The 16,925-nt window shown below is 56.5% G+C and carries 19 protein-coding genes and 1 pseudogene; 6 read left to right on the top strand and 14 right to left on the bottom strand.

The genetic code is table 11. From position 1 onward, the window contains the following. Positions 1–193: 193 nt before the first annotated feature. The 4 genes from HNQ71_RS33760 to HNQ71_RS33740 form a co-directional block, all read right to left on the bottom strand. The gene (locus HNQ71_RS33760; RefSeq protein ID WP_184879244.1) at positions 194–487 is read right to left on the bottom strand and encodes a hypothetical protein; all 294 of its coding nucleotides are present in this window, start codon (positions 485–487) and stop codon (positions 194–196) included. 692 nt (positions 488–1,179) lie between these two features. Next, the gene (locus tag HNQ71_RS33750) at positions 1,180–1,473 is read right to left on the bottom strand and encodes a hypothetical protein (RefSeq protein ID WP_184879277.1); all 294 of its coding nucleotides are present in this window, start codon (positions 1,471–1,473) and stop codon (positions 1,180–1,182) included. A 161-nt stretch (positions 1,474–1,634) separates the two neighbouring features. Beyond that, complete coding sequence (locus HNQ71_RS33745) at positions 1,635–1,865, bottom strand: hypothetical protein (RefSeq protein ID WP_184879241.1); 231 nt, start codon at positions 1,863–1,865, stop codon at positions 1,635–1,637. A 165-nt stretch (positions 1,866–2,030) separates the two neighbouring features. Next, positions 2,031–2,237: a hypothetical protein gene (locus HNQ71_RS33740; protein WP_184879238.1), complete on the bottom strand. Its 207-nt coding sequence runs from the start codon at positions 2,235–2,237 to the stop codon at positions 2,031–2,033. Between the two features lie 276 nt (positions 2,238–2,513). Between HNQ71_RS33740 and HNQ71_RS33735 the strand changes: the two genes are divergently transcribed. Then, positions 2,514–2,828, top strand: coding sequence for a hypothetical protein (locus HNQ71_RS33735; RefSeq protein ID WP_184879235.1), 315 nt, complete (start codon positions 2,514–2,516; stop codon positions 2,826–2,828). Here HNQ71_RS33735 and HNQ71_RS33730 read toward each other — a convergent pair. Next, positions 2,825–3,445: a class I SAM-dependent methyltransferase gene (locus tag HNQ71_RS33730; protein ID WP_184879232.1), complete on the bottom strand. Its 621-nt coding sequence runs from the start codon at positions 3,443–3,445 to the stop codon at positions 2,825–2,827. The genes HNQ71_RS33735 and HNQ71_RS33730 overlap by 4 nt on opposite strands. Positions 3,446–3,988: 543 nt before the next feature. On the opposite strand from HNQ71_RS33730, the gene HNQ71_RS33725 reads away from it, so the two are divergent. Then, complete coding sequence (locus HNQ71_RS33725) at positions 3,989–4,534, top strand: DnaJ domain-containing protein (RefSeq protein WP_184879229.1); 546 nt, start codon at positions 3,989–3,991, stop codon at positions 4,532–4,534. A gap of 62 nt (positions 4,535–4,596) precedes the next feature. Here the strand turns inward: HNQ71_RS33725 and HNQ71_RS33720 are convergent, their stop codons facing one another. The 7 genes and pseudogenes from HNQ71_RS33720 to HNQ71_RS33690 all read right to left on the bottom strand — a co-directional run bounded on the left by HNQ71_RS33720 (position 4,597) and on the right by HNQ71_RS33690 (position 10,690). Continuing rightward, a complete protein-coding gene (locus HNQ71_RS33720; RefSeq protein ID WP_184879211.1) occupies positions 4,597–4,788 on the bottom strand; it encodes a DUF3606 domain-containing protein in 192 nt (63 codons plus the stop codon). A 163-nt stretch (positions 4,789–4,951) separates the two neighbouring features. Further along, positions 4,952–5,242 carry a hypothetical protein gene (locus HNQ71_RS33715; protein ID WP_184879208.1) on the bottom strand — a complete coding sequence of 97 codons (291 nt, stop codon included), beginning with the start codon at positions 5,240–5,242 and terminating at the stop codon, positions 4,952–4,954. A gap of 98 nt (positions 5,243–5,340) precedes the next feature. Next, entirely contained in the window at positions 5,341–5,949 is a 609-nt protein-coding gene (locus HNQ71_RS33710) for a hypothetical protein (RefSeq protein ID WP_184879206.1), read from the bottom strand. A 110-nt stretch (positions 5,950–6,059) separates the two neighbouring features. Then, positions 6,060–6,785 (bottom strand): hypothetical protein, encoded by a 726-nt coding sequence (locus HNQ71_RS33705; RefSeq protein ID WP_184879203.1) that lies wholly within the window; start codon positions 6,783–6,785, stop codon positions 6,060–6,062. Between the two features lie 224 nt (positions 6,786–7,009). Further along, positions 7,010–7,406, bottom strand: a pseudogene (locus HNQ71_RS33700) (transposase); the annotation flags it as partial. Positions 7,407–7,651: 245 nt separating this feature from the next. After that, complete coding sequence (locus HNQ71_RS33695) at positions 7,652–9,529, bottom strand: polysaccharide biosynthesis protein (RefSeq protein WP_184879199.1); 1,878 nt, start codon at positions 9,527–9,529, stop codon at positions 7,652–7,654. Between the two features lie 618 nt (positions 9,530–10,147). Further along, a complete protein-coding gene (locus HNQ71_RS33690) occupies positions 10,148–10,690 on the bottom strand; it encodes a cytochrome b (RefSeq protein ID WP_184879195.1) in 543 nt (180 codons plus the stop codon). A 201-nt stretch (positions 10,691–10,891) separates the two neighbouring features. Here HNQ71_RS33690 and HNQ71_RS33685 point away from each other — a divergent pair, with 201 nt between their 5' ends. The 3 genes from HNQ71_RS33685 to HNQ71_RS33675 all read left to right on the top strand — a co-directional run bounded on the left by HNQ71_RS33685 (position 10,892) and on the right by HNQ71_RS33675 (position 14,045). Then, positions 10,892–11,191 carry a hypothetical protein gene (locus HNQ71_RS33685; protein WP_184879192.1) on the top strand — a complete coding sequence of 100 codons (300 nt, stop codon included), beginning with the start codon at positions 10,892–10,894 and terminating at the stop codon, positions 11,189–11,191. A gap of 57 nt (positions 11,192–11,248) precedes the next feature. Then, complete coding sequence (locus tag HNQ71_RS33680; RefSeq protein WP_343068326.1) at positions 11,249–12,091, top strand: thermonuclease family protein; 843 nt, start codon at positions 11,249–11,251, stop codon at positions 12,089–12,091. Positions 12,092–13,589: 1,498 nt separating this feature from the next. Further along, positions 13,590–14,045: a hypothetical protein gene (locus HNQ71_RS33675; RefSeq protein ID WP_184879189.1), complete on the top strand. Its 456-nt coding sequence runs from the start codon at positions 13,590–13,592 to the stop codon at positions 14,043–14,045. Between the two features lie 230 nt (positions 14,046–14,275). Here the strand turns inward: HNQ71_RS33675 and HNQ71_RS33670 are convergent, their stop codons facing one another. Continuing rightward, positions 14,276–14,758, bottom strand: coding sequence for a hypothetical protein (locus HNQ71_RS33670; RefSeq protein ID WP_184879186.1), 483 nt, complete (start codon positions 14,756–14,758; stop codon positions 14,276–14,278). A gap of 9 nt (positions 14,759–14,767) precedes the next feature. Next, positions 14,768–15,424: a DUF4145 domain-containing protein gene (locus HNQ71_RS33665; protein WP_184879183.1), complete on the bottom strand. Its 657-nt coding sequence runs from the start codon at positions 15,422–15,424 to the stop codon at positions 14,768–14,770. Positions 15,425–15,580: 156 nt separating this feature from the next. Between HNQ71_RS33665 and HNQ71_RS33660 the strand changes: the two genes are divergently transcribed. Further along, the gene (locus HNQ71_RS33660; RefSeq protein WP_184879180.1) at positions 15,581–16,033 is read left to right on the top strand and encodes a hypothetical protein; all 453 of its coding nucleotides are present in this window, start codon (positions 15,581–15,583) and stop codon (positions 16,031–16,033) included. Positions 16,034–16,925: the final 892 nt, after the last annotated feature.

The following is a 16,925-nucleotide window of genomic DNA, read 5'->3' as shown; positions in this document are numbered from 1 at the left end:
ACAGTGATCCATCTGAACGTCGTCGGCGCGACAATGTTCCCACGGTCAGGAAAAGGCCCGCCCGAAATGGGAACGGGCGGGCAGGTTCTGGAGTGGGATCAACCAGCATAGGGGCAACGAGCGGTGGAGGGGTTGGTTGCGGGCGACCATAGGTTCTTGCGCCGGCCTTGCCACGGATCACGGTTCGCTGATTTCACCCTGTGACCAACCCCAGCAGCTTTCCACTTTCCTTCGCGCTGAAATTGTTGGCCATCAGTTTCTTGTAGAGCGCCAGCATCTCTGCGGGGACTGCGAAGCCACGCCGAAAGTCTGCCGCGGCTTTCGGGGTGCGGGTGATGCCCAACTGGCTGGCCGTAGCCTTAACAGAAGCCACGCTGCAGTTAAGCCGTGAGGCTATAACTTTCGGGCTCTCGTTGTTTGCATACCCTTCCTTGATTGCAATCCGCCGTTCTGTCATTCCCACGCGCTGACGAACACTTCTATCCATCTGATTTCTCCGAACTTTCCCGGAGATACAACAACCGCAGAGGTAGGCTGTTCCACGCCACGGCTTGGTTAAGACCATTGCGTTTTGCCGATCAGACTTAAGTCCAAGACCACTTAGCGGGTTTCTGCCCGCGCGCTTGCGAGAACGCGAGCCAACCAAGTTTTGGAGGCGTTGGTTGAGCAGCCCGAGTATTGGAATGAGGCTCCAGCTGCCGCAGAAACACGCTGTTTGGATCGAAGTTCGGAGCGCCGACAAGCCGGATCATGAGGCTGGAGGCAGTCATCGGTTGCGAGCGTCATTCAAGCTCGGCGGGTAATACGCCCTGTGGCAACTGGCTAAGCCGCAATTCATCGACCCAATAGGCCCATTGACCAGTTCACGCGCGCGGTAGGCGCCACCCCGAAAAGCTCTGCGCGGTGATGTAGACCTTGTATCGATCGAGCGCCTTGCGGACCGCGGCGCGCTTGGAATTCTGGCCTGTGGCGGAACTGGCCATGGCTACGCACTCTTACACCAAGAGTTGGCCCGCGCCCCCAACACAAGGACGCGGGCCGGCCAAGCAGCGCTACCCAGGGCAGGACGTAGCTTCGTGCAACTTGCCAAGTGTCGCAGCGTTCCCGCTAAATGAAAAAGCCCGTCACCTTTCGTAGCAGGCCAAGCGCCTCTCAGCACGCTTCACAAATTGGCCGCAGCTAGTTGGCGCCGCCGAGTTGCTTGGTCATCTTGCAGAAATTGTCGTGCTCTTTGGCGATGGCCTCGTCGCCGCATGCCTTCATAATCCCGGCGCGTTCATCTTCCTTCATGGCCATCCAGGCGGCCTTGAATTCCGCCTCGGACTTCATGGTCTTCATGCCGGCATCGGTGAAGAACGGCGACATCTTTGCCGGGTCGTCGAGCGCGGACGTTCCGGTGCTGGTGCCGGCAAGTGCGCCACCCGTCATTATCGCAAGTGCCATCGCGCCCATCGTGAGCATCTTGGTGTTCATAGAAAATTCCTCCGCTTTTTTTGGGCTGCCAATGCAGCAGCTTGTTGTTTCAACGTCGGTCCTTGGAAAAGTTTCCCTCACAACCACGAAAAAGCCCGCCACCTTTCGGCAGCGGGCGAGGAGGTCACGCAGAGTGCTGGGATCAACCAGCATAGGGATATCTAGCTGCCGTTCACACGCTCGGCAATGGCGAACGCTTGTAGGTTCTTTGCCTTGCCGTGGTCCTCATCCGCATGGGCAATAATCGAGAAAAATGCCGCCCTGGCGATATCCTTCTTCGAGGCTTTTGGGTGCTCTTTCCGAGCCGCCTTGACCAATTGCTTCGGTGTCATGTCTGGCGTGACGATCCGCATGAGGGTGTCGCCTATTGCCTGCATTTCTTCCGCGTCCATGATCGGAACTTCCAACTAGTCCACCAGACGGGAACATAGCAGCGCGGCTAGGACGCTGCCACCAACTTGCAGGCGGGCCAGACCTAAAAGAAGCCCGGACAGGCGCGCCGGGCTAGGGAGGTCTTGGGAACCACCGAATTGAGGGGATCGGTTCATTCGGCGTTCCTAATTTGCCTTGCCACTATGACGACCCGATGAAGGCTCATTGGGCCATATCTGCCTGTCACCAAGCATCAGCCGGTAGCGCTCGTCCAAGCTGGGGATGATGGTGAGCGCTTCTGCCTTCGAATAGAACACAGCAACGGGGATGGACCGGCCATCTTCAATGCGCTGTAGGCTGTAAGCCTCGCGCTTCGGCATATCGTCGTCCACCTAATATTTCCCGAGGGGCTAACATTAGCGGGCGTTCATGAACCTTTCATGAGAGCGGGTTCGTCATCGCCTTACTCGTCCGCTGGATCTCGGGCCATGAACGCAAAAAGCCCGCCACCTTTCGGCAGCGGGCAAGGGTCTGAAGTGCTGGGGATCAATGCCAGCATAGGGTCAACGAGCGGCGGAGGGGTTGGTTGCGCCAAACGGATGCCCAAGTGGTGTTGACACAGGTTCAACAAGCGAGAAGTGTCGGCGGAGTAAAACAGAGAGGGTATGATGCCAGACAACATGAACAGGACGACGGAAAACGAACTTGCCGAGGCCGTTTTATCAATTTTGGCTTTAAGGAAAAGCGGAGAAGGCGAGTTCTCCAACTTGTTCAAATTAATCCCAAAGATTCTGACGCTGACCGATGAAGACATGGCCCAATCTGATAGCCGTCCTGCCGAACACGTCTGGCAGCAGCGTGTGCGAAACATCACTTCTCACAAGAACGCGGACGGCAACTACATAAACGCCGGTTTCTTAGAAGAAATCGACGGGGGCCTAAAACTGACCGATGCCGGCCGCGCACGAGCGAAGCCGGTCTAATGATAATCCGTTTCGCGCTCTAGTGCCTTCCGGCACGGCGGAACCCACATCAGCTTGGGCGGTTCGCCCTGCTTGCGCTTATCCCACATAAACCAAGCATACCCGGTGGCGGTCGACGCCTTTCGGTCCAGCCGTCCTTTGACCATAGGGACGCGCTCGACGAATTGGGCGAAACCTGTCGGCGGCCGTTGCAGGAAGATATTCTCGTAACGTCCGACACTTTCGAGGAAGACTGTGCGGGCTAAGATGGCAACGCCGACGCGCGCGACCGTGAGCGCCCTGTCGACGAATTGTTCCGCAAGGCGGAATGGCGGATTGGTGATTACCCAATCGTGAGAGCCGGCTTCGAACGGATATTCGAGGAAGTCCCGGATCTTACCGAACCCGTAGTGATACGCGTCAGACGATTGGACATCGCCAAAAAATTCAGCGAGTGGCTTCGACATATGCCCCTGCCCACACGCTGGCTCTAAGCAAGTCATACCGCGAAGTTCCCGCAAGTCGCCAATGACGTGCTCAACAAGCGCGCGCGTCGCCCAGGGTGGCGTGGGAAAGTTGTCGGTGCTGTCGTTTGCTTCGAAACGCTGGGACATGACCGCGTGAGAGGTGTTCTGCATCTGCCGCTCCGATTATGAAAAGCGACCATACGCTGCTTCGCTAAAAAAAGATTCCCCTAAAGGCCAATCATTTTCGAGGTCGCCCACATCTCACTCTTCCGGCGTCGGCTTGAACTTCCGCACGATCATCTCGAACAGGATGTCCGAGATCCACATAGCTGAAACGCCAATGAGGAATGCCGCTGTAGCGGAGCCGAAGTTATCAACGAGTGTTGTCCTTTCACGCCGCAGTTGCGACTGAAGTCCCATGAGGATGCGCAAAGGTCCCAACAGCGAAACAGAAGGAATTCTCGCTCATTAACAGGAAACCGACGAGCCGAGTCCCCTCATCGTCGGTTGACTCGGGTGCTCGCCATATTGGGTTGGGCGATATGGCGAGCACTCCATTGCCTTCTTGGCGTAGGCGTAAAGCGCTCCGTAGCGGGGAGCCGGCTTGCGGTGCTGGTAGGGGGCCGCAGAGGCGGCTATTAACCCTTTATTTACGATCAAATTGCGGTGCCGTTCGGCGGGTGCTTTATTAATAGCGCTGGGAGGGGAGCATCTTTGTTCATTGACTACTACGAGACACTGGAAATTGGCCCGAACGCTAACTCGGAAACGATCGACCGGGTTTTTCGTTATTTTGCCATGCGCTTCCATCCAGACAATCGGGGCACCGGGGATGAAACGCGCTTCAGCGAAATAGTAGAGGCGCATAATACACTGAAAGAGCCAGCTAAGCGGGCACAGTATGACATCCAATATAGAGAAAACTTGAAACTTCGCTGCGAGTTGGTAGAAGAAATTACTGGCAATAAAGGCATCGAACGAGAAGTTGTAACGCAGGCCAAGGTGCTTTCGCTTCTCTATGTAAAACGCCGACAAGACGTTAACAGTCCCGGTATTGGCGACACGGAACTAGAGCGGATATCAGGCTGTCCGCGTGAACACCTCGAGTTTCATCTCTGGTATCTGAAAGCAAAGGGATGGATCGGCAGGACCGAAAACGGGACGTTCGCGATCACTGTCGAAGGCATCGATAGAGCTAGCTCTGAATACCGTCGTGAGCCAACCGTGAAACTGCTGGATCATGATCTTCATAGCGCCTAATCGTTTTTGCTGGTGCCCGCCGGGAAGCGGGCCGCGCTCACACAACGTAGGTGGTCACCGGCTTATCGGTCATCTGGCTGATCGAGCGTGTGTTGCCTGATCAATCCCTGCGCAGCTTTAATCACGGCCTTGCGGCTGTTACCGTGTTTTAGGATCAACTCCCAGGCGAGGTCCGGTGTCAAACCGTTCTCCAAGGCGAAATATTCGACCTGGTGGTCGTGAATAGCATCCTGCCTGCGCTTATCGCCGGCCATTTGAGCCTCCGCGCGCCAGTTCGGCAGCCTGTTGCTACCGTGGGGGAATGGCCGGTGCGGGGGATGCTTGGGTGAAGCGAGCCGCACCGGTGGTTGCGGGTCAGTCCCCCGCATTGCCCAAGCTAAATGCATATTAGCAGTAGCTCAACTAAGACTGAAGTCCCTAAGCCCCCCGATCGAACGTCGGTTTCCAGTCGCGGTTGCGCCGCTGCCGATCGCCTTCGTAGTCACGAATGCAGTTGAAGAACGCCGGCCGGCGATCGCGGCCGGCAGCCTTGCAATCCGGGCAGCCGAACAGCTGGACTACATCCCAATGCATAGAACCGTGATCCGGCCCGAGCCGGTCGATAAGCGCTTGAATGTCGAGCTTCGTTGATTTGCAGCAGGCCGGATGCCCGCAATGGACATACATGGTTTCTCGGGCGGCCAGGGTGTCGGCGAGGGTCTTGGACATGGCGATCTCCGTTGAAGGGGGTTCGCCGCAACGAAGGATTATATTCCTAATTATATACGTGACAAAGTAAATTCGATGTGCGTTAGACGGAATCGAGGTCACACCTCAGATGGTGGCGGCGGGAAATCGTGTGTTTGCCTCGCTAGACGAAGTTCTCGCAGCAGTTCCGTATACGCTGGCAGAAGACGTTTATCGCGCGATGGAAGCGGCTCGTCGTGCAGGAGGCACATGCACTCGTTGAAACATTCCAACAGATAGCCGATTGCGTTGGTTATAACATCTAGCTCGATAGTTTCTTTTGGTCCCGGGAGCAGACCTAGATTGCCGCGCCCAGATTTCATGGATGAAGTAAAAACTTCAAAACCGCTCTCATCAGCGAGCACCAGGCTATGCGACGCAGCGTTTCGTCCCTGTCGGCACTCATCGAAAAGATTGCAAACCTGAAGGAAGAAAGGGGTGTTGGCGTCTTCGGAATGGAACCTGTTCAAAATATTCTTGCACAAGGTCAGCAGCGAGACGTTCGATAGGTCAGCGGTGATGCACTCGCCCATCTCGTAATCGAAACCGGCGAGGCCCCAAATGGCGATTTGCATCATTTGCTCACAGAGGTTCCAATCCGTGTTAATTTGGCCAATGAGCTTCAGCCGCTTCGGTGCATAGGCGCCTGTGTGGCTGAGATATTTGAGATGTTCGGGCACTTTACCCATGGCTGATCCAACAAAACGAGTGATGACGACCGGCGGTTCAACGAGACGCTGGAGCGGATGCTGAAAACGCCGCCTAAGCAGCATGAAACCGGAAAAAGGATGAGGGGCGATCAGTAGTCTCGCGTCCCAGCCAAGCCGATTCGCTGAAGCAAAAGCCGACCAAGAGGCGTTAGGCTAGTGGAACCGGCCTTCATCATACCGGTTTTCTCGTCAAACTCCGGCAATTGCCCCTTTGCTGGTTTGCTGTAGCGATAGCTGATCAGATCCAAGGTTCGTAATTGCGTTTGAGCCAGTTGATGGAGGGTGCCTTTGTCAACTTCAACGGCATCCGAACGTAGATGCACTGGGACTGGCCGCAAAATATCCGCGTGAGTCGTCCTAAATGCCTGATCGTCGCGGTTTTTGTGCAAATAACTAGACAGAATAATAACTTGATCATCGTCTAGAGATTCCAAAATTCCAAGCAATCTCTTAGCTTGGATGCGTTCCTGCGCTTCACCGGTCAATCCAAATGCGACTATTTTAGAAATGTATTCGATCCTGTCTTGCGATATAGCGCGGGCAGATTGAATTACACCCTCTTCGAACAGGTCAATTTTTTCTGCTTTGTCAAAATGCTTTTTGTTGAGGGTTTCGTCTATTTGTTTGAATTGTTCATGCAGGCTTTTTGCAAATAGCTCTAAACGGTCCATGCGCTGTCCAGGGATCACTTGGCCAACTATCTCGCCGACAATCGAGCCAACACCGGGAATAATTCCAGCGAGGCCCTTTAGGGCGCTAACTGCTAAGTCCGTCTTGGTTGAGCCGATAGGCAGTATCTCTTCTTTTTTGGTCACGTCGCTTCCCTCCCCAAAGGTTGTCGAAATGTCTGTCGCCAAACTAGCTACGATAACCATTATCTTTGCGGGCGGCCTAGTTTTTTCTTATTGGCTGGCATTGATAGGTGAGTCGCAGTCAAATTGGTTTTGGTGCAGCATGTTAAGTGCATGCCGCACTCTCTTGTGGTGAATGTCATTTCGATTTTACTTTTCGCCTACGTAGGAAAGCGCGAGCCTTCTGCTTAGGCGTGACTGGCTTCACCAATCCGACGATAGGTAAGGCGCTTGCCTTCGATCATGGCAAGCAGCTGGTCGTGGCGCTCGGTGTCGGTGACGCCAAGAGCGGTGCGGCGATTGTAGCGGAAATCGAATTCCGACAAGTAGCGGTGTAAATGAGCCTCGCCGCAATGCTGAAGAAATTCCGACCATGCCGCGCTTGAAAACTGAGAAGGTGTTCTCAATCGTGTTGGTGTGGACGATGCGGTCTGCCTCGTAGCGAACATATTCGCCGCCAGTGTGCTTGACGGTTGCGTGGTCGGCGAACTCCTGTCCGGTGATCGAGTAGAAGTTGGACTCGTCGGTCATGAGCGTTGATTTGCGGTCTGCATTTCGGACCAGCACGTCGCGGACAGACGCCTTGCAGCGAGGCATGCCGCAAATCTTCCTCGCGCGCAAGTGCTTCACGCGGCACGCGGCCGATCAGCCCCGGCTTGACCCATTGCGTCCCCGGCCGCTTCACGCCCTTCGGCGGCGGCCCCGCTTCATGGCCTTGCGCCGATTCTCAAAGACGATGCGCCGCCTGCCCTCACTTCTGGCAGGCAACCGGCGCGATGGCGAATGAGGGGCTTCCGATTGTCAGCTTCGCAGGTGGCACCGCGAAAGGATCAGTGCTTGCCCGAGTCCTCCCCGCTCATCAGCAGGTGAATCTCGCTCCCCGGAATAAACTCCCCGACGGTCGATTTCAGAAGCCGTAAGGCGCCGGGCAAATCTTGGGCGTCGATCCTGCGCTTCATTTCGTCGAAGATGCGCACGATCAGCGCTCCCTCGATCGACCGTGGAGATGCGGCCAGGATCCCCGACGCACCGGTCCCGCTCAAGGTTTCCTTGTCGTCGAAGAGTTCCTCGCAAAGCTTTTCCCCAGGCCGAAGCCCGGTGTAGACTATCTGAATGTCGGTGTCCGGGCGGTGCCCCGAGAGACGGATGAGATTTCGAGCAAGATCCACGATCTTCACCGGCGAGCCCATGTCGAGAACGTAAATTCGGCCGCGCTCCTGCTGCCGCTCGCGGCTATGCGCCGCCGCCTGCAGGACGAGGAGGCAGGCTTCCGAAATTGTCATGAAAAAGCGTTCCATTTCCGGATGGGTAACTGTCACAGGGCCGCCGGCCCTGATCTGCTTCTCGAACAGCGGGACCACGGATCCGGCCGAGCCCAGGACGTTGCCGAACCGAACGGTGACGAAACGTGTGCCGTTGACCGCCGAGTCCAGATCCATCGCCTGGCAGAACATCTCCGCCATCCGCTTGGTCGCGCCCATAACGCTAGCGGGATTCACAGCCTTGTCCGTCGACACCATAATCATCGTGGAGACGTTGGCACGAAGCGCGGCCTCAGCGACATTACGCGTCCCGATCGCGTTGGTGAAAAGGCCTTCAAGTGGCTGAGCCTCAACGATCGGCACATGCTTGAGTGCTGCTGCGTGGAACAGCACCTCGGGCCTATGGGCGGCGACGATTTTGTTGACGGCGTCCTTTTCGCGCACGTTGCAGAGGGCGGCATGCAACTCGAGGCTCGGGCGGGTGCCAGTGAGTTCAGTCTCGATAGAGTAGAGAAGGTGCTCGCTGGCGTCCACGAGAATGAGGCCGCGTGGGTTCAGGGCCGCAACCTGTCGTGCCAGCTCGGATCCAATCGAACCGCCCGCGCCGGTGATCATGACGGTCCTGCCCTCGATCATCGACGCGATCTTAGGCGCATCAAGTGTAACGGGCGGCCGATGCAAGAGATCTTCCAACTTGATCGGACGCGGCTCGATTTCAGCATCGATGCTTTGCATATCGAGAAGGTTCGGGAGCTTTAGGATTTCGACTTTCTGCTGCGCCGCAATCTCCACCAACGCCTCGATGCTGGCGTGCTGTTGATAGTCCTCGCGGGAACGCGTCAGGATGAGCGCTTCGGGTCGGCGCCCCTGCGCCTCAAATCGATTGAGGATTTGCGGCAGTCTTTCCAGCGGACCCAACACTGGAACCCCGCGAATAGAACGTCCGGTCCTGCGCCCCCGTTCGTCGATTATCGCGAGGATATTGAATGACGCATTATCTCTTTCCTTAGTGGTCCTCAGGAAGGCGTCGGCGTTGTCGGTGGCTCCAACCAGCAGCACGAATTTGCAGGTGCCGCGATCGAACAAGCGACCGGTGTCGTGGCGATTGCGATAGAGCCGATACGCGGCACGCGGCCCGGCTAGCAGCACGATCAGGAAGGCCCAGGCGATCAAGATCGAAGAACGGGGAATCGAGCCCAGTCGATCCAGCAGGAACTGGGCCACTGTGAAACTAGCGACGGACGCGCTAGCAGCATAGGTGATTGCCAGGAGATCCGTCAGCGACGCATAGCGCCAAATACCACGGTTCAGCCCAAACAAGAAACCGACGCCGCTGACAATGACCCCGAATAGAGCCGCTGCACCAAGGAAATACGTCAGGTTTTGAACGACAATATCGAAATCAAGCCTCAACACGAGCGAAAGCAACATCGCGGCAGCACCCATTATTCCGTCGTGAACCAGCGCCAAGCCCCGCAATACTATCAGCCGAGAAACCCTCCACGGCCAAGTCGTATTGTTTACAGTATAAACACGCTCTCGTCGTTTGCGTTCTGCTGGAGACACTAGTTTAGACCTTTAATAAAGGCGGCAATCATCCGCCGATGTCTAATTTCCAAACAACCAAGGCTCGGTCGCTCGGAGTCGCAGTATAGGGCTCTGGCGCTGGCATGTGCCAGCAACTTCTGAAAACGGGAATCGTTCACGCGCCGAGAGATCTGCGAGCGGTAGCCGTCGAACTGACCTCGTGAATCCACTCGTCACCCTCGGGAGGCTTTTCCACCAGGGCCGGCATCAAGGGCGGGATGAACTTCAAACGCATGCACTGACTCGCAAAACCGCGATTCAATAAGCACGTGCTTAATTAGTTCTGGAACATTTTAACGAATCGTTGACCGCGCTGTCCCAGAATAGGACGGCGCGGTCAAACCCCAACCGGACTGCGCAGGCGGCTCCGGCACCCAAGCACCCCCCAGTGTCGGAGCTGCCACCACACTCCTCTAGTATGCCAGCAATGGTTGAATCAACTGTTACCGCAGGCGCTTTCTATTGCATAGCGGAGCCTTACTTTGCCACCTTCGGAAGCATCCTTGTCAAAATCGCATCTCGTCGGACGAAATGATGGTAAAGCGCAGCCAAGGCATGCAGGCCGGCCGCTATCAGAATGCCATCCGCGCACAATGAGTGAAGTTCTCGGATCGTGCGAGCCGTAGTTCGATCTGGTGCAAATGGAGCCGGGACCGTAAACAGGCCGAAGAAGCTCAACTCATCACCCCTGAACCAGGTCAAAAGGATGCCTAGGACCGGGATCGCAATCAGCAATGCATAGAGGACAAGGTGGCCAACCTTGGCCGCCGCCCGCTCTGGAGCCGACATCTCATCCGGAAAACCGGGGGCTCCTCTCAGGCCGCGCAGAACGACCCGCCAAAGCACCAGGCCAGCCAACAGAAGGCCAAACGAAATATGCAGCCGCCAGATGGATTCGACGGTAGGATCGCCACGAGGCAACAGGTTCTCGCCGTAGGTCAGTGCGTAAAGCAAGAGGACGAGCACGAAGAGAGACCAGTGCAAAAACTTCTGGGTCGACGTGTATGCGGCAGAGGTCATCCGACGAGGGCTCCTGTCAAAAGGATCTCCCTCTTCCGTTTGCTTCCTGGCAGACTTGTGGCCGCCTAATTACGATTTTGTAACGATCTCGCTCGGTCCTGCCTTCCACGGCGTCCAGCCCGGCGCGCTCGGTTTAGATCGCTGTCGGGCATATATTAGCAACCTCTTGACAACCACGCGCGCCGCTCCACAATCCTCTCCATGCCGCGGGATATCAATATCGGTGACAAGGTGGCGATCATCGCAACGGTAGGCAAGCGCATCGAGGAGCGCGTAGCCTTGCATATCCCGACCGCCAATTTGCCCTATTCGATCATCGATCCGAAGGCCAGCCCAGGCGACAAGATGAGATTCGAGGGCGAAGTTGTGCACGTTGACGACGATCTAGGCCGGGTAACGCTACAGGCGCTCGGCCGCGTCACGGTCGACGCTGAGACGGTCCATCTGGTGAGGAAATTCCGTCGGAAAGGCTCGACGCCGCTGCTCGAAAAGCCGATCTGAGAGTTCTCTAGACTCCATGTCGCAACGGTAGCATCCTCCCTGTGGGGAGTATAGGGCGTGGACAAATACCGATACGACAATCGGTCTGACCAATGGCGCAAACGGAGAGGCGCACAGTGGCTGCGCGCACGCCTGCTGGCAGGCGTTCCGAAGCGGCTCGTGTTCGTTACGCTCGCTGCAATGGCCGCCTATGTGACGCAGTTCGTCGTGCAGCACAGTGAAAGCGCTCCCGACCTCAACCTGTCTCACTGGATTGGGTCGACACCGGCACCGATCGCCGGGGTGGCTTCAGTCATCGACGGCGACACGATCGAGATCCATGGACAGCGCATTCGCTTCAATGGCATCGACGCGCCCGAGTCAGGTCAGCAATGCGACGACGCCAAGGGCTTTCGCTACCAATGCGGCGAGAAGGCCGCAGCAGCACTCGACGGGTTCTTGGCCGAATCGAGGCCGGTCCAATGCAGCTTTGTCTCCTGGGATCACTACGGCCGCTTTGTTGGAGACTGCCGGCGCGCGGATGGCGCCAGCGTCGGCTCATGGATGGTGGAGAACGGGCAGGCGCTCGACTGGCCCCGCTACAGCCGTGGCGCCTATGCGTCGCAGCAGGTGAAGGCAGAAGCGGCGAAGGTCGGGCTATGGGTCGGAACGTTTCAGGCGCCGTGGGCTTGGCGCGCCGAGCATCGCGACAGTGGACAGTCGGCCAGCGCACCTCTCTTCGCGGCGGGCAACGGTGGGTGCAACATCAAGGGCAACATTTCGGCCGACGGCGAGCGAATCTATCATATGCCCGGGCAGAAATTTTATGGCGTGACGAAGATCTCTGAGGCGAAGGGCGAACGGTGGTTTTGTTCCGAAGACGAAGCCCTGGCCGCAGGTTGGCGACGATCGAAACAATGACGATCCTGGGGGCGGTTCCGGTGCAGGAACGGCAGTGCGTAGTCTTTAGCCGTGCGGGCGATATGCGAAGGCGACAGGCGGCGGCAAGGTGACCGCCATTTCCTCCAATCTCAGCCATAAGATTGGCGTTTGAAGCCAGACCGGTGAATGTCCACCATTTCCTCTAGCTATAGCGGCAATGGTTGACGTGTGACGTCGAACACCTCTAAGACCGCGACTTTCACCAGAAACAGCCTAGCCTCTGTTTGAGTCATACAGGCGCCGCCAGAGGCCGCCAATGATTTCAGCCACTTCCTAGCATCCGACAGCACCAAGAGACTCAGCCGGCCTGCGCGGCCTTTTCTGTGGACCGTCAGAGGGGACCGGAACCGTTAGCGTCGAACCGGAAGCGTTTTCCCGGACCGGAAGGGTTGAAAGCTACATCATCCGGTCCGAACTGAAAGTTAGGCCGCGCGAAGCGCGGGCAAGGCCGAAGGCCGCGCAGGGAGGGCGCGAAGCGCCCGAGTAGACGGGCTTACCACCGCTTCGTGTTGTCCACCATTTTCCAACGAAGTTCTTCTCTTATTTCTTACTGTCTTATCTAACTTACTTACTTAAGGAGAAAATGGTGGACATTCCTCTGCTGCCAACGCGGTTGAGGAAACGGTGGACACACCTATGCCAGGCTCAGTCGTCATCGTAGGAATAGTTCCTCTTTTTCTCCATCGGGGTTCAGACTCTGCTATACTGAAGTCGCACTCGAATGATTGCGGTTCTTGGCGGAATCGGGCGGCACCTAACTGGTGTCGCCCACATTCGCCCGTAGTTAGATCGATCGTCGGCCCCGCCAAGCCGTAACCCAATCGTGTCGAAGGTAATACCACCTATGCTCCCATGCGCAGATCCAGCGCCCAAGTTGCCGTTGAGAAAGCTCGTCCAGGATTGGAAGGATAGGTCCAACGCCAGCACTCAAAGGTGGTTTGAGCAGCGGGGCGACGCCCAGCGGGCAGTGTGGAGAGCGACCGCCCGAGCCGACTATCATGCCAAGGCAGCCGCCGAAGGGCGCACAGTTCGGTCTTATGCACGACTGGATAGCCTGGCGGCTGAAGACCGGACCAACCACGAGAGAGCCAAGGAACGCGAAAAGAAGCAGCGCTACCGCGCTAAGAGGAAAGCAGCCGACGCCGGCAAGCTCACGGCACTGCCCCTATATGGGCGCTTTTAAGGAGCGCTATCGGTAGTCCGCTGGCAACTTTGATTCCGCTTGGACACCCATTCCGAACGACACATACGGCCGGCTCGCTCTGGCGCGCTCGCCGCGATCGAGCCGTGCGCCATTACTGGCAGACGTGAGCCTGACAGATGGTCCAGGCGCATGGTCACTGAGATATGGCCGGCAGCGTGAAGCCTATGCCGTCTGTCAACAGATAATGAACAGTGTGTTCGAAATCGAGAGCAGCGAGACCGCTACAGGGTAAATGTCGACGCTCCTGTCGGCTGACAAAGGATTTCCAACATAATGACCACATTCCTAGATGCTATTCGTGACCGCGTGCGGTCCGAGATCGACGACGCCCGACGCGCAGGAAACAACCCGGACTACGGGGTAACCGAACTGATTGCTGATCGCCTGTTAGCCCAAGTGCAAGACTGTTACCTCGCAATTGATGCCCTCGCGGCAATTGTCGGGGCACCTCGCGACCCGTGGCCGGGACTCACCGACACAATGGTCAAGGAAATGATCGGGACTAAGCGAGAGCGGATCAACATCGCTAGCAAACTTGGCTTCTATAGCCACCGGGGTGCTGGAGCCAACAGACCGTGTGCTACTGACGAGAAGTGGTTCGCGGCGAAAAGCCGAGACTGGTTAGAGGCTAGCCCTGATTTCGAGGGCACGCCTGGAGCCGCCAAGGGTTGCTCGACGAGAACCAAGCCGCGTATCCGCGTCCAGGCAGAAACGCGACAGGTGGCCTGACGGATAGCCAACCCTCACTGCCGATGACCGAAAGGCCCTATTCGATAGCCTCGACACCAGGGGTGTTATCGAGCACGTCGCGCATGTCACGTTCGGCGAGTTCAAAAGCACTGGTGAGAGTTACGCTTTGTGACACTCATGAACTAGGTATGTTGCTAACTGCCGGGTGACGGTATCCCGTCGACAGCCACATGACACATGCGAAGGGCGGGGATCAAACCGCGCCCTTCCTATTTCCCGCACACGGCAGCTACTTGAGGAATGTCAATGTTGACATTGTTCTCTTCCTCAATGGCCCGGGCTTCTGCAGCGAACATTGCAGCCTGTTGAAGCACTATCCGTTGCGCCGCATTACAGTCGGCGATTGAACTGAATTCTCTGTCAAACTTGGCAGGGTCACGTCCGGTGACAACCTTGGTGACCGTGAGCTTGTAGAAATCTGGCTGGCTGGGATTGAGAGCCAAGCCCACCAGTCTTTTGAGATCGCCCCAACCAAAAAGGCCCGCAACTATCGCGATCACGGCTACGACAACAGCACCACGAGCCCAGAACAGTATTTTAGCGTTATACTCGCTAGACCTCCGCTGGAGCTCCGCCCTCGCTTTCAGCGCCGGTGCTAAATCATTCAAGCTGGAAATCTCGACCAGCTCGCCCTCCGTAAGGCGCTTCGCCTGTAGCTCCATATCGGCGGAACTGCCGGTGAGTGTAGCCATGTTCTCCCCTCAGCTCTTTCGTTGCCCCGCCGCGATCTGTTTGGCCTTCACTGCCGCCAGCTTGGCCGGACGCACGAACAGACGGTCAAGTAGGTCAGCTGTTAGGTCTTCTAGCGCTTCCGCTTCAGCGGCCGTGTATGGGTCAACGTCGTGGACGGCGTCGTTGCCGTCCAGGGCAGCAACGTCAGCTAGCTCTACAATTTCCTCATCAAGAATTTTTAGCTCGCCCAGCGCCTTCAAGCGGCTTCTGAGGGCATCGGCTGGTTTTCGGTCCTTCAGCCGCTCATCGGTGGCATACAAGTGCTTGCTGGCAACGTCGATCGTTTTGCGGAAGATAGCCCCAGCAGCCTCGTAGCGATGTGCCCGCCGGCTGATTGCAGCTTCCCTGAAAAGGTCTGCCACACGATCAGGAACACTCGTTGAAATAGTCGGCGCCGCGAATTCAACGATGATCGGATCATGGTGATAACTTCTCTGAGCGTCTAACGCTCCACGTTCCTCGACTGGGTTGCTTTGAGGTTGTCCGTGATAGATGCTCCCCCGTATGCACGACTGACACACCATAAATATTTCTGAATTGAGACCGTCATATTGCACGAAGCCGCGAGCGATCATTTGCACGCTCTTCACGCCGCAGCGAACACAATCACGAATCAAGAAACCCATCGATACCCCCACGCTATGCATTCGTTCGACCATAGCGACAGGACGACATCGGGAACAGGCATGATCGCCTGTGTCGCCCGCGCGGGCCGGAACCCGAAGCGCCGCGCGACCTTTTCGACTAAGCTAGTTGCGAATCACTCGTGTTGGACGTTTGAGATGAGCGACGGCACTGAAGCACCGGAACCTCCGGCAGGTTTGGACTGGGAGACATACTATGCTCACAGGAACCGATTGGACGAAATCCGCGTTGAGCAATCGTCATCATTCGATAAGTCAATCCTGACCTTATCCTCGGGCGCCTTGGCTTTTTCTCTTGTAGTTCTAAAGGGATTTCATGATCAAAATATAAAGGTTGCTCTTGGATTTTTAGTGGTGTCATGGACGTTGTTCGTCTTCGCCATTCTGTTCAATGTCCTTTCCTACTTCGTTAGCTCTAAGGCGGCAGAAGTGGCAATAGAGCGCTTGGACACGTGCATGAGAACTCAAAACTGGGAGGTGGAGGTTTCCAAGTTTTGGGACAAAGTAACGCGTAAATTAAATTCAATGTCTGGTATTTTGTTCGCGATGGGAGCAATTTGCCTGCTGATTTTTGCCTATCAGGGCGAATGAGGTCTAAGATGTTCAAACCTACTGTGAATCCTTTCGTGACAGCCGTTATCTCTAATTCTGAAATATCGACACACGGAGCACTCATGCCCGGTCAACCCATACCGCGACCATTGTTCCCGACCTCGGCGCCCGTCGCAGCAAGTCCAGTCGCAGCAAGTCCAGCCGCAGCAGTCCCGGCGCCAGCCGCTCCGGTTTCCTCGCCAGTTGCCGAAACGCCAACTACGACAGGGAAGTAATATGAGCTTACCCCCACGTCCCGCTGCTCCGCCACCTAGGCCTTCGCCATCTCCTCCACGGCCGACGCCGGGAACAGGAACCCCTATAGGTCCGCCACCACAGCCTCGACCGCCAAAGCGCTAATCGTCGACAATCATAAGGACGGATATAAACATGGCTAAACCAGTGAGCCCGACGCCACCGAGACCTTCAGTCATCGTTCAAAACGGTGTGACGATGACAAGTGCTCCTGTTCCAAGACCTGCTTCGCCGAAGCCTAAAAAATAGCAGTCCATAGCACCTAAAAAGGTGACCTAGAGTGCCTCACATCAAGAAACTGAAATCGTCATAAGTAACTGATTCCGTTGAATAAAAATCAGATGGCTGGGGCGCCAGGATCCTACGGCGCCGCCCAGAGGTGAAGGCCCCAGCAAGCCGCTGCTGCAGCCATATCCGGCATGTGGGCCGGAGGTGTTGCTCCGGCATGATGTGGGAACCTTGCAGGACGATCTTTGTCATGAACCAAAAACCGACGAAGCGGCGGTTAGACGGTTGTGGGATCCAGTAGGCGCACTGCCGGCGCTAGGGTCAGGACTCATTGATCCAGAAGATGAAGGCTGCAGCGAAGGCGATCGCCGACAGGAAGGTGTGAGCACATCGGTCGTACCTAGTGTGG

This window comes from Mesorhizobium sangaii (assembly GCF_014207355.1).
Taxonomy (GTDB): domain Bacteria; phylum Pseudomonadota; class Alphaproteobacteria; order Rhizobiales; family Rhizobiaceae; genus Mesorhizobium; species Mesorhizobium sangaii.
Note: the sequence above shows the minus strand (reverse complement) of the source record. Positions and strands in the feature narration are given on the sequence as shown.

Coding starts and splice junctions, on each gene's coding strand:
- HNQ71_RS33670 (WP_184879186.1), bottom strand. CDS start 14,758: ATGGCTACACTCACCGGCAGTTCCGCCGATATGGAGCTACAGGCGAAG.
- HNQ71_RS33745 (WP_184879241.1), bottom strand. CDS start 1,865: ATGGACGCGGAAGAAATGCAGGCAATAGGCGACACCCTCATGCGGATC.
- HNQ71_RS33660 (WP_184879180.1), top strand. CDS start 15,581: ATGAGCGACGGCACTGAAGCACCGGAACCTCCGGCAGGTTTGGACTGG.
- HNQ71_RS33675 (WP_184879189.1), top strand. CDS start 13,590: ATGACCACATTCCTAGATGCTATTCGTGACCGCGTGCGGTCCGAGATC.
- HNQ71_RS33695 (WP_184879199.1), bottom strand. CDS start 9,529: ATGGGTGCTGCCGCGATGTTGCTTTCGCTCGTGTTGAGGCTTGATTTC.
- HNQ71_RS33690 (WP_184879195.1), bottom strand. CDS start 10,690: ATGACCTCTGCCGCATACACGTCGACCCAGAAGTTTTTGCACTGGTCT.
- HNQ71_RS33685 (WP_184879192.1), top strand. CDS start 10,892: ATGCCGCGGGATATCAATATCGGTGACAAGGTGGCGATCATCGCAACG.
- HNQ71_RS33750 (WP_184879277.1), bottom strand. CDS start 1,473: ATGAACACCAAGATGCTCACGATGGGCGCGATGGCACTTGCGATAATG.
- HNQ71_RS33710 (WP_184879206.1), bottom strand. CDS start 5,949: ATGGGTAAAGTGCCCGAACATCTCAAATATCTCAGCCACACAGGCGCC.
- HNQ71_RS33760 (WP_184879244.1), bottom strand. CDS start 487: ATGGATAGAAGTGTTCGTCAGCGCGTGGGAATGACAGAACGGCGGATT.
- HNQ71_RS33715 (WP_184879208.1), bottom strand. CDS start 5,242: ATGTCCAAGACCCTCGCCGACACCCTGGCCGCCCGAGAAACCATGTAT.
- HNQ71_RS33730 (WP_184879232.1), bottom strand. CDS start 3,445: ATGCAGAACACCTCTCACGCGGTCATGTCCCAGCGTTTCGAAGCAAAC.
- HNQ71_RS33665 (WP_184879183.1), bottom strand. CDS start 15,424: ATGGGTTTCTTGATTCGTGATTGTGTTCGCTGCGGCGTGAAGAGCGTG.
- HNQ71_RS33735 (WP_184879235.1), top strand. CDS start 2,514: ATGCCAGACAACATGAACAGGACGACGGAAAACGAACTTGCCGAGGCC.
- HNQ71_RS33720 (WP_184879211.1), bottom strand. CDS start 4,788: ATGGCCGGCGATAAGCGCAGGCAGGATGCTATTCACGACCACCAGGTC.